Origin of the sequence: Ruminococcus sp. NATIVEDY161, from assembly GCF_045819895.1 — a bacterium.
GTDB lineage: Bacteria > Bacillota > Clostridia > Oscillospirales > Acutalibacteraceae > Ruminococcoides.
On the sequence record NZ_CP162392.1, the window covers coordinates 1,325,614 to 1,340,006 of the forward strand.

The following is a 14,393-nucleotide window of genomic DNA, read 5'->3' on the forward strand; positions in this document are numbered from 1 at the left end:
CGCCGTCCGTTTATTATATTATAGTCCGTTTGCCTCTGCTCCGTGAACAGCCTGCTGGTAGGTGTAGCCCTTGAAGATGAGCTGGTCGACAATTTCTTCCTTGGTCGTGACTCCGCCGTCAATCAGCTTTTTGGCTTCATTTGCCGCCATACCGTTCCAGTCAGCTCCGCAGTTATTTGCGGCATATTTGGCGTCGCCTGTGGAGAAGCCGTCCTGCTGAAGCTTGTCGATAAGCGAGGTGTAGGTGTAGTTGCCTGTGTCAACATATCTTTTTGCCGCGGCTATTACGTCATCATTCTGTCCGGACTCCTGCGACTGAGCTGCCGCCTGTGCGCCGACCGCCGCCTGCTCGCCTGTAAAGCCCTCGGACTCGAGCTTTTCAACGAGGTTGTCGTAATTTGTAATGCCGTTTGCGGCGAGAGCCTTTGCACGCTTTACCGCCTGCTCGCTCCAATCCGCTCCGCAGTTATCGGCGCCGTACTTGGCGTCCTCGTCGGCATAGCCCATATACACCAAATCATTGTAAAGTCCCTGGTAAGAATAGTTTGCCTTTTCGAGGAACTTCTTGGCGTCGGCTACCGCCGCCTCCTTTGCGGAAGCGTAGGACGAATTGCTGTCAGCCGTTGTCGCGGCTGCGGTTTCGGTCTGATTTTTAGTCGTCGGCTGAGTTGCCGCTGCTGTTGTTACCTGAGCTGTTGTGCTCTCGGTCGAGCTGCTTTCTTCACCCTTGCAGGCGCAGAAAACAACGCAGAGCATTGCGCATAGAGATATAAGTACAAGCTTTTTCATATCAAAAACTCCTTTACTTCTTATTTAAGACGATACGCCGCCTTGACCTTTATTATACTAAATTTCGGCAGTAAAAATCAATATTTTTCCGAATATTTATGCGTTCAGGTGGCAAATATTTTTTTATTGTGCTATAATTACAATGAAATTTTTGAAAGAGTGAGAATATGAGAGATATTTACCCCGATTTTTACAGGGAATTTAAGTGCATTGCAAACCGCTGCGAGGACAGCTGCTGCAAGGACTGGGACATTGACGTTGACAGCGAGACCGAGAAGTTTTACAACACGGTGAACAATCCGCTGGGCGATAAAATCCGCAGCCTTACCTACACCGATGAATACGGCGAGAGGGTTTTTAAGTCAAATAACGGCAGGTGTCCGTTTTGGAACGACGATATGCTCTGCGATATTTACATTGGCTTGGGCGAGGAGCACCTCAGCCGCACCTGTGCGAATTTTCCGCGCGTTAAGATTGATTTCGGTGATTTCAGGGAGAATATTTTGTCCTTTGCCTGCCCCGAGGCGGCGAGGTTTATGCTGAAAAGCGATAGGACTTCATACGCTGATTTCGGCGGAGATTACGAGCTTGAAAGCAGCGAATACGACGAGGACAATATGAGCTTTTTGCTAAAGGCGAGAAACCGCTCGGTAGGGCTTTTGACGAACGCTGACGAGCCGTTTGCCTACCGCTTGGCGGACTGCCTTGAATTTAACGCTCAGGTGCAGAGCCTGCTCGACGAAAAAGAGCCCTCTCCCCTTGCCGACGGAAATGCCGACGGCACAACGGCGTTTATCTTCGATATGCACAAACGCTTTGAGATTATGAGCGATACTTGGAAGCAGGCGCTTGACGACACCGCAGAGCGTGCGGATGAGCTGAAAATCAGCGGAGATTTTGAGCGTGATTTTGAGAAGTTCGCGCTGTACTACATTTACCGCTACTACCTTGAAGCCGTAAACTCGAACGACGTTATGTATTCGGTAAAGCGGATTGTCTGCGCGTACTTTGTAACAGGTAAAATGGACGCGCTGTTTGCCGAACAGGGCTATCCGCTCAGCCGTATGAGGGTTTTGCAGAGGTACTCAAAGGAGGTTGAGCACTCCTACGACAACACCGAGGCATTGGGCGCGGAATTTGACAAGGACAGGCGCTTTGAGGCGGAGAATTTGATTGCTCTGCTGGAAAATGAGGTTAGGTAATACAGGGATTGCCCTCTTCTCCAGACAAGCAATATCGTAAACTTAAGAAATGACTGCATACTTTTCCTTGACGTTGTAGGGGCGTTCTTAGCACAACGGCAACCCTTTTGTCGCTTTGCGACATTTCCCCTAACAGGGGAATCACCTGCGTGTGCGCCCGAGGGCGTTCATTCAAAATTTGTATCCTATCAAGTCTCTCTACGTGAACAAAACGTAATGTTCTCACGGGCGGACACATAGGTCCGCCCCTACAATTATATTTGAAAGGTTGGCGCTATAGGAAACGTCTGCCCCCTCCGTCATTTCGCAGAGCGAAATGCCACCTTTTTCTGGCGAAAACGGCAACCCTTTTGGGCTTCGCCCATTTCCCCTGACAGGGGAATTTCCCGAAACAAAGTGTCGGGGGAGGCTATAAAAAAGGCTGACTTTTTTCATCAAGTCAGCCTTTTTTTATTTACTTGTCAGCTTTCCGTAGCCGTAGATGTATGAATTGTCGAGCGCGTACTCGTATTTTGTGACGTAGGAATTTGCCATCCATTCGCCCGAATAACTGCTCGGCACGGCGGCGTTGCCCTCGATTGTGGTGACGTAGCCGTCCTCAACGCCGACGACAATTCCGATGTGTGAGCGGAAGTTCGCCCTGCCGAAGATTATCAAATCGCCCATGACGGGGGTGTAATTTTCCTTGACCGAGAATTTGCCCATACCGGTGAGGTTATCACACCATACGCCGACATTCGCGGAATAGCCGATTTCGCTGAGGATATATCCGCCCTGCTTTAGAACCCAGCCCGAGAAGATCGCGCACCATTCGTCGAGCTTGCCTTTGTTGATCTCGTTGCAGTACTTATATCCCTTTTGTCCCTGCTCACCGAGACCGATGTTTACGCAGTTGAAGGCTCTGGGGTTGATTATGATTTGGTTTGAATACGCACCTGCGGCGTTATCGTAAACCTTGTGCCACTCGGTTTCCCTGTGAACTCCGCACACGCGGTAGCACGAGGTGTGCTCATAAACCGCTCCGGTGTCGGTGTACTCGGTCTGATTGCCAAGGGCGATATAGCCCTTTTTGCCGGTGGTCTCGTTGATTTTTTCAATTACGTAATAGTCGGCGCCTGCCGCGGCTGTCCACCTGAGGTAAACCGCCTTGCCGGAGGTTCTTACCGAAACGAGCGCGGTTTGCGGCGTAAAGGTTATGCTCTTTACATCCGAGAACGGACTTTGTCCGCCGCTTCTGCCGGTGTAGCGGAGCTGTAAAAAGTACAGCTTGCCGGGGTTGGGGCTGTTCACAAGGTAAGTATTTGCGCTTGTGTTTGCCGACGACCATCTGCTGTCGGAGGCTTCCTTGTAATAGAGCGTGTATGATGCTGCATTGTCGATTTTATCCCACTGCGCCAAAATTCCCGAGGGTGTGTTGCTCATTGTGGGCTCGGGCTTTGTGAAGGTTTCGCCCACCGCGGTATTCGACCAAAAGCCGTAAACGTCGGCGGCGGAAATCGCCCTTACCTGATAGGAGCAGAACTTGCCCTGAGGGATGCTTTTATCGGTGTAGCTTGTGCCGTTTACAAAGATATATTCATAGCTCGAAGCGTTTGAAGGTCTGCGCGCGATTTGGTACTTCGCCGCACCGTTAACGCTGTTCCAGCTGACCGTTACGGAGTTTGAAGCGGAGTTATAAACCGCGGCGTTCATCTTGGGCGGCTCGATATAGACAAGGCTTTTCGCCTTGGAGAACTTGCCGTCCTTGCCGCTGATGCTGTCGCTGTAGAGCTGGAAGTAGTAAAGCTGTCCTGCTTCGAGCCCTGTGAAGGTGTAGCTGAGATTGTTTGTCACAACCCTTGTCCATGTGCTGTCCGAGGGCTTTTTGCAGTAAACAAAGTACCTTGCGGTGTTCTTGACCGCGTCCCAGCTTACCTTGATTCCGTTTGAAGCGTTTGAGAGCGTGATTGCCGGCCAGACGGAAATTTTTGCCGAGCTGCTTGTTGACCACCAGCCGTAGGCTGTTCCGCTGCTTTGGGTTGCGTACATCGCGCGGATTTGATAGCGGTAGGTGTTGCCGTCCTGTACGTCCTTATCAACAAACGAGTTTGTCTGAATGTCGATGTATTCGTAGTCGGAAGCGCCGGTTTTCATCTTCGCGATACGGTAGCGGTTAGCGCCCTTTACCGCGCTCCAATTGAGCTTTAAGGTTTTGTCGGTTTCAAATGTGTTTGAAACGCCGTTAAGCTTGGGAACAGAGATAAATGTCATTCCCCTGGGGCTTGAAAAAGCCGATTTTGTGCCGTCCTTAAACGTTATCTGAACCTGAAAATAATACTGCTTGCCGGAGTCAATTCCGCCGAAAACATACTCGTTTTTATCGGTGGTGTATCTTTGCCAATTATTCTTGCCTGCCTCAGTTCCGCAGACCAAATACTCCTTGGCGTTGTCGGGCTCAGCCCATTCGAGCTTGATTCCGTCGGCGGTGTTTGAAAGCCTTACGTCGGGGGCGCTTACCGCGCCGAGAGCTTCGCCGTCCTTTTCGGGCAGAGCTTCGGAAGGCTCTGTTTCTTCCGCCGTTTCTGTAACAGGCTGTGTTTCCTCTGTAACGGGAGCGGTTGCTTCCGCTGTTGTTTCCTCAGTTTCAGCCTGAACCGCCGTTGTCACCGCGGAAGGCTGTACCTCGGCAGCTTCGTCCGCCTGAGCCGCGAAAACGGGCAGTGCAGATGACGAAAGAATCAGCAGCGAGCACAAAACGGCTGTTGCCGCGCCGAATATTCCTTTACGCTTTTTATGTTGCATTATATTACTCCTTTGGGAATTTGTTACCTTTTTGTAATATAATACCTCAAAAAGGGGTGTTTAGTCAAGTGTTTTGAAACCTTTTTGTCATATTTTGGGTTATTATGGGGTAAAATCAAGGGCGTTTTGTGGTATTTTTCATTGGACAACCAAAAAAGCGGCAGCCGTTTTGACTGCCGCTTTCGAGTTATGCTTTTTATTACAAATTATCTTGCGAATCCGTTGCCGCCGAAACCGTTGCCGTTCTGTGCGTCGGGAGCCTGACCGCCCATCTGACCGCCCATGCCGCCTCTGCCGCCCATTCCGCCGCCGCCCATCATGGACTGCGGAATTGAGTTGACCTCCTGACCGTTGATGATGATTGTGCCGCCGTTATAGGTTGCTGTGCCGTCGTAGTCAAACGATGACATCTGGGCTGTGATGTCGATTGTGCCGCCGTTTACGGTGATGTTTCCGTTGCAGTCAATCGCGTCGGTGTCACCCTGACCCATAACGATTGTGAGCTTGCCGCCGTTAATCTCAATGCTCGGAGTGCCGATTGACTTGCTCTTTTGAGCGCCGTTGATGCCGTCGTCGGAAGCGGAAATATCAATTGTGCCGTCGTTAATCTGAATCGAGGTTCCCTCAAAGCCCTCTGCCGCGGTGAGCTTGAATGTGCCGCCGTCAATTTGCAGATAGGTAGTCGCCTGAACCGCGTCGCTCTTGGCGTTGATTGTGAAAGTGCCGCCGTGGATATAAACATATCCCTTGGTGTCGTCGTCGCTGTTCTCGCTGTGAAGGCCGTCCTTTGAGGAGTTGATTGTGAGAGTGCCGTCGTAAATGGCGATTGAGTCGTTAGCCTCAATGCTGTCGAGTGCGGAAGTGATGTTATATGTTCCGCCTGTAACCTTAACGTCGTCCTTGCCGGTTACGCCGTTGCCCTGCGCTGAGTTGATTGTGAGGGCGGCTGTGCCGTTGAGTACGAGGTCGTCCTTTGAGAAGATAACCGCGTCGGTATTGGTGTCGCTGTCCGCTGTGAACGCGCCTGTTACGGAAAGTGTGCTGTCGGCGCCGGTGGTGACAAAGCACTTGTCGGCAGATACAACGTAAATTGCCGGAGTGCTGTCGTTAGTAATGCTAACGCCGTCGAGCACGAGCTGAACCTTTGCTGTGTCGTCAGCCTCAACCCTGATTGTGCAGTTTTTGGCTATGCCTTTGATTACATAAACGCCTTCCTCAGTTATTTTCAAGGTCTGACCGTCGGAAACCTCGAGGGTTTTTGCCGAGGAAGTGTCGGCGGTCTGGGTAAGGTCGCGTTTTGTGAATATATTTGTTGTGTCGATTATTCCCTTTTCATATCCCGAGAAGGTGACTTCCCCGCTGTCTGAGCTTGACGAGTTGCCTGAGCTTGATGAATCTGCCGATACAGCAGAACCGGAAGTTACGCTTGACGCGCTTGATGAGCTTGACGAGCTCTGACCTGCGTTGCCGGTACATGCCGCGAAGGAAGAAATGATGAGTGCCGAAATAATAATTACCAAAGATTTTTTTAACATAACAGTAACCTCCTTTAAGTTTATGTGCCGATTATAAGGAGGCAAACTTAAACGAACCTTAAAAATCTTAAATATTTTAATTTTTTTATTTCATCTTTTTGTAGACCTTATCTACCGAGGCGATAATGCTGTCGATTACCTCCGCACCGTCAAAGGTGCTGACGTAGCCCTGAATTGCCTGAGCCTTTGAGTAGAGCACCTTTGCGCCGCGGTAGACGAAAATACGCGCCTCGCGCTTGCCGTTTTTGGCTTCCTGAATTGTATTCGCGCCTGCGGAGTTGCCGTCGAGGGCGACTACCACCGATGGTCTGCGCTTGAAAATTTCGTATGCAAAGCTTTTGTAAAGTCCCATTCCCGTTGGCTCTATCGAAACGCGAATACCCACGTTTGCGCGTTTAAGCCTTGAAGCCTCGGCAGGGGTGATTCGCGTGGGAACAATGGCGTAAATTTCAAACCTTTCGCCTGCAAGCTCCGCAAGCTCACGCTCATAGACCGTAAGGCGGTTGCCGATTACAAAGCAAACCTTGTCGGGGTCAAGCCTTTCGGTCAGCAGCCTTACAAGCTCCTTAAGCTTGGGCTTAGTCCGCGTTGAGCGGCTGCGGCTGTTGAAGCTTCCGCCGAGCAGGATGACCGGAACCTTGTCCGTCGGAATTTCGCGAATCTGCTCCTTAAGGGCGGCTTCGCTGTCGAGCTTTTGGGGTGAAATTATGATTTCGCTCTCGTCCTGCGCAGTCTGCTCAATCCTTTTATTTAGGAATTCTTCTATATCTTCTCCGTTTAACAGCGCGTTGAAGCTCTCAGCTTTTTTATTAAACACGTCAAGGCTTTTGGTTAACACGCGGTTTTCGCTCTCGCGCATTTTAAGCATATCGTCATAGCTTAAATCGAGTAGCCTTTCGAGCGCGAGCTGTTCGTCGATTGAGTCCGTGCCATAGATTGCGCCGCCGTCAGTGCCCTGAACGCAGCTTACTCCACCCCTGAGGTACTGCTTTAACGGGTGGTTTGCAAGGGCGGTTAGGTTGTTAAGGCGGACGTTTGAGGTTAGCTGGAATTCGAGCACGGCGCGGCTCTCGCGCAAATCCTCAATAAGCTGCTTGCCCTTGGGCGAGTTGAGGTTCGCGGTGTAAAGTCCGTGACCGATTCGCAGATACGGCATTTTTTGTCCTTCTGAAAGCGACTCCTTAACGCAGGCAAGGCTGTTTGCGACGTTGTCGCGCAGGCTGTCGTTTTCTCCTGCGTGAATTCTGATTACAAAGCCGTCGTTTTCAGCCGCGACCGAGACAAGCTCACGCAGTACGGGCTGCAGCTCGCGGATGTCGTTAATCTCCTCTCCGATGATGTCGCTGCCTGCAACGTACGGGTCAGGGGCGATTGCCCTGATAACCCGAAGCTGGCGCTGAACGTCCTCAAAAAGCTTTGCACTGTCCCTGACAATTGTGAGCGGAATACGGCGGATTGAAGCGAGGAAGCGGATAACAACGCCTGTTTCGCGCGTGATTAAGGGCATTACGCGGTGAACGCTTGAAAGCATTTTTGCGGCGGCTTCATGCTTGACGAGGGTAGTGTCAGAGATTTCGAGATACTTTACGCCGCGGCTTTTACTGCTGCGCGCAATCCATAACAGTTTATTTTCAAACAGCCCAAAACCGCGGTAGTCGGGGCTTTTTCCGTCGGCAATCATTCTGCCGACCGCCGAGGCTATGTCGGAATCGGGGATGTTCCTGAACATTTTAAGCGGAATTTGATTTTCGGACGGCGTGCCCTTTGTGAACACATAGCGGTACAGATAGACCTTTTCGAGGTTTGTAAACACAGCCTGTCCGTCCTTTAGAATGGTGAGCGACGCGCGGATTTTCGGGATATTATACGCGGCGTTTTCGAGGTTATTTAAGATTAAATCCGCGAAGTTTATAAAGGTGTTGTCGTCGATTTTGCGCGTGTGGTACTTGCCCTTAAGCGGACTGTCCGCGTACTTTTCCGCGACAGCCTTCCTCTGCTCCCGAAGCTTCTTGTTCTGGATGTCGGTGCACCTGAGCTTTAGCTTTTTTATATAGTAGAGCGGATATTTTATCTGGTGGTAAATTCCGAGGGCAATCAGCAAATCGGCGTCGAGGTTTGCGTTCATATGGGTGTGAAGGTCGGTTCGGAATTTGCACTCGCGGCGGATGTAGGTTTTTACGAGCGTTTTTTTGTGGTCAAGGCGGTAGTCCTTTGTCTGGCTCATCAGGGTTTTGGAAATCGCAGGGATATACGCCTTTCGCTCAATTTCGCCGTCGGGATAGATGTTTGCAACCTTGGTATCGGCAAGGCGGAAAACATATACCTCGCGGTTGCGCTCATCAATATAGCAGGGCACTTCTCCCCTGATTATCTTTAAACCGTCGTCGCCTGTGCTGAGCTTTAAATTGCAGAGGTTCGCAAGGTTTGTTATTAAGTTTCCCTTAGCATGGTTTGGAGTGCGCAGAACGTAAAAAAGTCCGCTTTGTTCCATACTCAGCTCAACTATTATGTCCTTTTCCTTATCGAGATAAAATTTTCCGAAATACGCCATTTTCTCACCCTGTTTTTATTATTTAATTTATGATACAACATCGGCGCGGTTTTTGCAATACGCTTTGTTGACAAAAAGTCCGCTGATGCTATAATTAAATTATATTGTTATGAAAGAGGATAGAGATGTATGTTAAATACAACACCGTGATTATCGGTGCAGGACCGTGCGGCTCGGCTTGCGGAATAACCCTGCAGCGGCGCGGCATAAGCAACTGCATAATAGACAAGGCGGTTTTTCCGCGCAGAAAAACCTGCGCAGGGCTTGTCACCGGCAAGACCTTCCGCCTGATTAACAAGCTGTTCGGTGAGGAAGATACCGACAGTCTGTTCTGCGACAGCGCTTCGCAAATCAGGCTTTTAAGAGGTAATGACGAGCTTGTAAGCGCTCCGCTTAAAAATACCGTGCGCCTTGTCAAGCGGTTTGACTTTGACAACGCTTTGGTTCAGCGGTACAAAAGCCTCGGCGGTGCGATTTTTGAGGGCGAAACGGTCAGGAGAATTGACTGCATCGCAAATAAAATTCACCTAAAAAGCGGAAAGACGGTTGAATACAAATACCTTGTTTTTGCCGACGGCGCGCTGAGTATGAGCCGCAAAAAGCTTGGGGTTAAAAAGGATAAGCTCGCGTTTGGAATTGAGGCGTACATCCCAAAGGAAAAGCTAAATACCGAAAGCATTGACATTTACTTTGAGTACATTGACGGCGGATATATCTGGGTATTTCCGCACGGCGATACCGTCTGCGCAGGAGCGGTCAACCAGTATAAAAAAGAGGTTGACTATAAAGAAATTCTCGCGGATTTTCTGCTCGATATGGACGTTAATCCCGATGAAGTAAAGTACGTAGGAGCGTTCTTGCCTTACGGCGAGGTTGTAAATCAAAACAAGCTGCCCGAAAACGTTATGCTTGCAGGTGATTCGGCAGGCTTTGCCGACCCAATCTCGAGCGAAGGGCTGTATATGGCGTTGCAGTCGGGAATTCCCGCGGCGCAGGCTATGCAAAGTAAGAGCCCGAAATGCGTTTATCTTGACAGCGTTAAGTCATTAAAACGCGCCGTGACCGACGGCAAGAAGGCGCAAAAGCTGTTTTACTCCAAGCCGATATTCAGTAAAATGCTGAACAAAGCAAAGGGTAAGCAGAAATTTGTCAGCTTTTACTTTGACAACGCCGTTGAGGAATACAACTACGAATACCGTCAGCTTTTCAGGCTGTATAAAGATTACAAGAGCAATAAGTAAACAATGACCGTCTGCATAATTTGCAAACGGTCATTTTATTATCCTTTAATTTTACATTCGAAGGTAATTACGCCGTCCTTCCACGAGGCGTTTATGCTTCCGTTGTACTTTGAAACAATACCCTCAGCGATGGACAGTCCGATTCCGTAGCCGCCCTTGTCGATGTTATGGCTTTCGTCCTTACGGTAGAAACGGTCGAAAAATTTGCTGTAGTCAACTCCGCCGCCCTCGGCGTAGTTGTTCGACACAGCAAGGCGGATTCCCTTGCCCTTTTGAACGAGCTTAACGGTCACTGTGCCGTTTTCGTCGCAGTATTTAACCGCGTTGTCTGTGAGTATTACGGCGAGCTGGGTGAGCAGGTCGGGGTTCATCTTAAGCGACACGCCGTCAGCGATTTCCTGCGCAAGCTTAATGCCGTTTTTCTCGGCGACCGACGAAAAATCATCAACCGCCTTTTTGACGGTTTCGGAAGCGTCGATTACAGAGAGCTCCTTTTTGTCCTCCTGCTCCTCGGCTTTTGCGACGAGCACAAGATCTCTGATAAGCCCGGTCATACGGTCAACCTGGTTCATTGTCGACCGGTTCCACTCGTCCTCGCCGTGCATCATCATCTCCAGCTCGGTGTTGGCGCGGATTACCGCGAGCGGTGTTTTCAGCTCGTGACCTGCGTTTGTAATAAACCGCTTTTGCTGTTCGGCGGCTTCGATTTCAGGTCTGATAACCCTTCCCGAAATAAGCCTGAACACAATCAGCGCGAGGATTGAACCGAGCAGCGTAATCGCCACGAGAATGCTGCCGATTCTGCGGACGTTGGCTATCTGTCCGCTGACGTCGACAAAAATTACCAGCGTGTTGTTGCCGACCTTCTTTTTCTGATACATCATTCCGTCGTAATAGCCGCTGTCATCACTGCTTTTAAGCGCCTTGTCGGCAATCTTGACCGCCTGGATATCGTCGACCATCGCCATATGCTTTGATACAACCTTAACAGGCTGGTTGTCGGAATTGTATGTCACGGAAAAGTATCGGATTGAGTAGATAAACTCGGTCGAGCTGAAGCCTGTGTTGAACAAATCCTGAACCGTCTGATAAAAAAAGCTCCTGTCCTCGGGACGGATTTCCTTCATCAATTCCTCTTCGTTTATGTTGTCGTCAACGGTTATTTCGCCGTCGTGCTCATAGAGGTACTCGAAGGTGTATGAAACCTGGCGCATTGTTGTCACAACGTTCACCGAATAGATAATCAGGAACATAACCACCATTACGCCGACAAACGACACCGTTGCCGTCCAGACGAATTTGTGCCTGAGTTTTTTTATCGCTCTCTCATTCATAAAAGCACTCCTACTTTAGAGTAAATCCAGTTTCCAAATCACCGGTAATCTCAACATTCGCGGCAACCGCCTTTAGCTTGCGCTTTAGGTACGAAACATAAAGCCACGCGGTGTCGGGGTCGGCGTCGGGCTCGCGGCTCCAAACGTTACTGAGAATAAATTCAGCCGTCAAGCTCCTGCCTGTGTTGCGCATTAAAAGCTGCATAAGCTCGAACTCCTTGACCGAGAGCCTCACGCTGTTTTTTGCGGAGAGCTCAAAGGTCTGCGCCTTTAATGTTACGTCGTTATAGGTGACGTCGCCTTCCTCATACTCGTTTTTGCGGCGCGTAAGGGCGCGTACTCTTGCGAGCAGCTCCTTCATTGCGAACGGCTTTGTCAGGTAGTCGTCAGCCCCTGCGTCAAGTCCGGCTACGCGGTCGTCAACCTCAGCCTTTGCGGTGAGCATGAGCACAGGCGTTACAATCTTTTTTTCTCTGACCTCTTTAAGCGCCTCGATACCGTCCTTTTTGGGCATCATTATGTCGAATATAAGGCAGTCGTAGCTGTCGTTATTTACAAACTCCAGCGCTTCTTCGCCGTCAAACGCGGCGTCAACGTCATAGCCCTCGTGCTCCAAAACGGCGCACAGAACTTTATTTAAATCCTTGGTGTCCTCTGCGAGAAGTATTTTCATCAGTTATCTCCTTCTAAAATCATATCGCGGATGGTCTGCATTGAAAGGTCGGTTGAGGCGAGCTCGTCCGCGCAGCGCTTAAGCTCCTCTTCAATCAGCTTTTGCCTTGCGCCTATTTTCTTTTTATATTTCAAATGGTGCTCCAGCGCCGCCCAAGTGTCCATTGAAATTGTACGGAGCTGAATTTCAGCGTGATACTTGCCGCCGACGCGCAAAATCATATGATAGCTGCGGTAGCCGTTCGGCTTGGCGGTATTGATGTAGTCCTTTTCGTTGATGACCTCGTACCTGCCTGAATTTACAATGTAGTCGCGGATGGTGAACACGTCGTCGACAAAGGCGCAGACAATTCTTACACCCACCGCGTCATATATTTTTTCAAGCGCGGATTCGGTGGTTACGGGCAGATTCTTTCTCACGCACTTTTCGCGCATACTGTCCTCTGACTTGATTCTGCCGAGACAGTGCTCCACGGGGTCAATACCGAGCTGAGACTTCATCTCCTCGCGGATTTCCGACACCTGCAGCAAAATACTGTTGAGTAGCTTTTCAAGCTCAGGCTTGTGTTCGCCGTAAATACTAACATTGTTTTCCATATTATCACCGTCATAAAATAATCTAATGATATCTTACCAAAAAACGCACAATTAGACAAGTAAAATTTTTATTATTATTGAAATAAGCGCAGACGTAGTGTATTATTAAGTATAAGGAGTGTTGGAAAATGATTGAGGAAAAAATTTTTGAGCTTTATTTGCCCTACCCCGATAAGGATGACAGGCGCGTTCGCGTGTATGTTCCGGCGCATAAGGACAGCGAAAAGCTGCCTGTGATATATATGACCGACGGTCAGAATTTGTTTGATGAAAAGACCGCGACATGGGGCTGCTGGCATACGCGAGAGGCGGTAAGAGCAGAGCGTGAGCTGAGCGGAAAAGCCGCGATTATCGTGGGAATTCACAACGACAATAAATGGCGCGATAATGAGCTTACGCCGAAATCTATCGGCGAGGCTTCTCCCGAAGAGATGCCGGACTTTACCGCGCCGGAGGGCGAGATTTTCGACGGCTTTGTAATTAACACCGTTATGCCTGCCGTTGAAGCGCAGTTCCCGGTTAAGAAAGGCAGAAAAAACACCGCGTTTTGCGGAAGCTCCTCGGGAGGCTTGCAATCGTTTTTTACTGCGGTCAGCCACTGCAATAAGTTTAGCTATGCAGGCGTATTCTCCCCTGCGTTTTTGCTGTATTCCGCAGACGATATGCGCCGCTGGATTTACGAGAGCCTAAAGCCCGAAATGCCGTACCTTTATATTTATACGGGCGCCGGAGACGAACTGGAGCAGGATATTTTTGAGAGCGTGGAGCAGACCTACGATATTTTGAGCGAGTGCTATCCGCCCGATATGATGACCGAGATTGTTCTGCCCGAAGAAAAGCACCACGAAAGCGCGTGGGAGCCGATTTTCAGAGATTTTTTGCATACATTTTTGAATAGATAAAAGAAACCGTCAACCTTAGACTTGCTCGGGTTGACGGTGTTTTTGTGTTAAATTTCGGGCTTGAACGACGGCATAACCTCGAGCTTAAACAAATTCAGCTCGTGCTTGCGGTCAATCAGCGCCTTGTGCTCCTGATTTTCGATTACGCCCTCGCGGATGTAACGGTCGAGCTCAGCGTAGGTAAAGCCGAGGTTGTCCTCGTCGGTCTTTCCGCAAAGTCCGTCGGACGGCGCCTTGTCAATAAGCGCGTCGGGAAGTCCGAGCAGTCTGCCGATTTGCTTCATCTCGGCAACGGTAATGCCCGAGCAGGGACTGAAATCGCCTACGGAATCGCCGTAGCGCGTTGAGTAACCTACCCAATCCTCGGAGAGATTGCAGGTGTTGGCAACTCTGCCGTTGTTGCTCTGCGACACTGCGTAGAGCGTTGACATCCTGATTCTCGGCTGGAGATTAACACGGCTCTGCTCCGAGAGCTCAAAAGGGATTGCCGCGGTTAAGCCGTCAACCGCGTCCTTGATGTTGATGATGTAATGCTTGATTTGAAGCGTGTCTACAAGCAGCTTTGCCATGTCGATATCGCTCTGCTCGCCGCACGGCATAAGCACGCCGATTACGCGGTCTTTGCCGAGCGCTTCAACGCACAGCGCCGCGACAATCGAGCTGTCCTTTCCACCTGAAATTCCGACAACCGCGTTGCAGCCCTTTCCGCTCTTTTCAAAAAAGTCGCGAATCCACTGCACGCAATCGTTTTTTACCTTTTCCGCGTTAAAATTGTACATAGTTTTCTCC

Annotated in this window: 11 protein-coding genes; 3 read left to right on the top strand and 8 right to left on the bottom strand. The window is 49.9% G+C overall.

The features are described from left to right. Positions 1-18: 18 nt before the first annotated feature. The gene (locus AB1I50_RS06330; protein ID WP_407723175.1) at positions 19-789 is read right to left on the bottom strand and encodes an Ltp family lipoprotein; all 771 of its coding nucleotides are present in this window, start codon (positions 787-789) and stop codon (positions 19-21) included. Positions 790-956: 167 nt separating this feature from the next. Here AB1I50_RS06330 and fliB point away from each other — a divergent pair, with 167 nt between their 5' ends. Then, a complete protein-coding gene (gene fliB, locus AB1I50_RS06335) occupies positions 957-1,991 on the top strand; it encodes a flagellin lysine-N-methylase (RefSeq protein WP_407723177.1) in 1,035 nt (344 codons plus the stop codon). Positions 1,992-2,441: 450 nt separating this feature from the next. Here fliB and AB1I50_RS06340 read toward each other — a convergent pair whose 3' ends face one another. The 3 genes from AB1I50_RS06340 to AB1I50_RS06350 all read right to left on the bottom strand — a co-directional run bounded on the left by AB1I50_RS06340 (position 2,442) and on the right by AB1I50_RS06350 (position 8,858). Next, entirely contained in the window at positions 2,442-4,772 is a 2,331-nt protein-coding gene (locus tag AB1I50_RS06340; protein WP_407723179.1) for a CHAP domain-containing protein, read from the bottom strand. A gap of 206 nt (positions 4,773-4,978) precedes the next feature. After that, positions 4,979-6,307: a carbohydrate-binding domain-containing protein gene (locus AB1I50_RS06345; RefSeq protein ID WP_407723180.1), complete on the bottom strand. Its 1,329-nt coding sequence runs from the start codon at positions 6,305-6,307 to the stop codon at positions 4,979-4,981. Between the two features lie 85 nt (positions 6,308-6,392). Continuing rightward, positions 6,393-8,858, bottom strand: coding sequence for an adenosine deaminase (locus tag AB1I50_RS06350; RefSeq protein WP_407723182.1), 2,466 nt, complete (start codon positions 8,856-8,858; stop codon positions 6,393-6,395). A gap of 125 nt (positions 8,859-8,983) precedes the next feature. Here AB1I50_RS06350 and AB1I50_RS06355 point away from each other — a divergent pair, with 125 nt between their 5' ends. Continuing rightward, a complete protein-coding gene (locus AB1I50_RS06355; protein WP_407723184.1) occupies positions 8,984-10,099 on the top strand; it encodes a geranylgeranyl reductase family protein in 1,116 nt (371 codons plus the stop codon). 38 nt (positions 10,100-10,137) lie between these two features. On the opposite strand, the gene AB1I50_RS06360 is transcribed toward AB1I50_RS06355, so the two are convergent. Genes AB1I50_RS06360 through AB1I50_RS06370 form a run of 3 tightly spaced genes read right to left on the bottom strand, consistent with a single transcriptional unit; the run spans position 10,138 to position 12,702 of the window. Then, positions 10,138-11,433: a sensor histidine kinase gene (locus AB1I50_RS06360; protein ID WP_407723186.1), complete on the bottom strand. Its 1,296-nt coding sequence runs from the start codon at positions 11,431-11,433 to the stop codon at positions 10,138-10,140. Between the two features lie 10 nt (positions 11,434-11,443). After that, positions 11,444-12,106, bottom strand: a complete 663-nt coding sequence (locus AB1I50_RS06365) for a response regulator transcription factor (protein ID WP_407723188.1) — start codon at positions 12,104-12,106, stop codon at positions 11,444-11,446. Further along, the gene (locus AB1I50_RS06370; protein WP_407723190.1) at positions 12,106-12,702 is read right to left on the bottom strand and encodes a GTP pyrophosphokinase; all 597 of its coding nucleotides are present in this window, start codon (positions 12,700-12,702) and stop codon (positions 12,106-12,108) included. Before AB1I50_RS06370 ends, AB1I50_RS06365 begins: the two co-directional genes overlap by 1 nt. A gap of 128 nt (positions 12,703-12,830) precedes the next feature. Between AB1I50_RS06370 and AB1I50_RS06375 the strand changes: the two genes are divergently transcribed. Continuing rightward, the gene (locus AB1I50_RS06375) at positions 12,831-13,604 is read left to right on the top strand and encodes an alpha/beta hydrolase (RefSeq protein WP_407723192.1); all 774 of its coding nucleotides are present in this window, start codon (positions 12,831-12,833) and stop codon (positions 13,602-13,604) included. 47 nt (positions 13,605-13,651) lie between these two features. On the opposite strand, the gene nadE is transcribed toward AB1I50_RS06375, so the two are convergent. After that, positions 13,652-14,383: an NAD(+) synthase gene (gene nadE, locus AB1I50_RS06380; protein WP_407723194.1), complete on the bottom strand. Its 732-nt coding sequence runs from the start codon at positions 14,381-14,383 to the stop codon at positions 13,652-13,654. Positions 14,384-14,393: the final 10 nt, after the last annotated feature.

Bases quoted from the DNA above. Each gene is read 5' to 3' on its own strand.
- AB1I50_RS06330 (WP_407723175.1), bottom strand. From the start codon at position 789: ATGAAAAAGCTTGTACTTATATCTCTATGCGCAATGCTCTGCGTTGTT.
- fliB (WP_407723177.1), top strand. From the start codon at position 957: ATGAGAGATATTTACCCCGATTTTTACAGGGAATTTAAGTGCATTGCA.
- AB1I50_RS06340 (WP_407723179.1), bottom strand. From the start codon at position 4,772: ATGCAACATAAAAAGCGTAAAGGAATATTCGGCGCGGCAACAGCCGTT.
- AB1I50_RS06345 (WP_407723180.1), bottom strand. From the start codon at position 6,307: ATGTTAAAAAAATCTTTGGTAATTATTATTTCGGCACTCATCATTTCT.
- AB1I50_RS06350 (WP_407723182.1), bottom strand. From the start codon at position 8,858: ATGGCGTATTTCGGAAAATTTTATCTCGATAAGGAAAAGGACATAATA.
- AB1I50_RS06355 (WP_407723184.1), top strand. From the start codon at position 8,984: ATGTATGTTAAATACAACACCGTGATTATCGGTGCAGGACCGTGCGGC.
- AB1I50_RS06360 (WP_407723186.1), bottom strand. From the start codon at position 11,433: ATGAATGAGAGAGCGATAAAAAAACTCAGGCACAAATTCGTCTGGACG.
- AB1I50_RS06365 (WP_407723188.1), bottom strand. From the start codon at position 12,106: ATGAAAATACTTCTCGCAGAGGACACCAAGGATTTAAATAAAGTTCTG.
- AB1I50_RS06370 (WP_407723190.1), bottom strand. From the start codon at position 12,702: ATGGAAAACAATGTTAGTATTTACGGCGAACACAAGCCTGAGCTTGAA.
- AB1I50_RS06375 (WP_407723192.1), top strand. From the start codon at position 12,831: ATGATTGAGGAAAAAATTTTTGAGCTTTATTTGCCCTACCCCGATAAG.
- nadE (WP_407723194.1), bottom strand. From the start codon at position 14,383: ATGTACAATTTTAACGCGGAAAAGGTAAAAAACGATTGCGTGCAGTGG.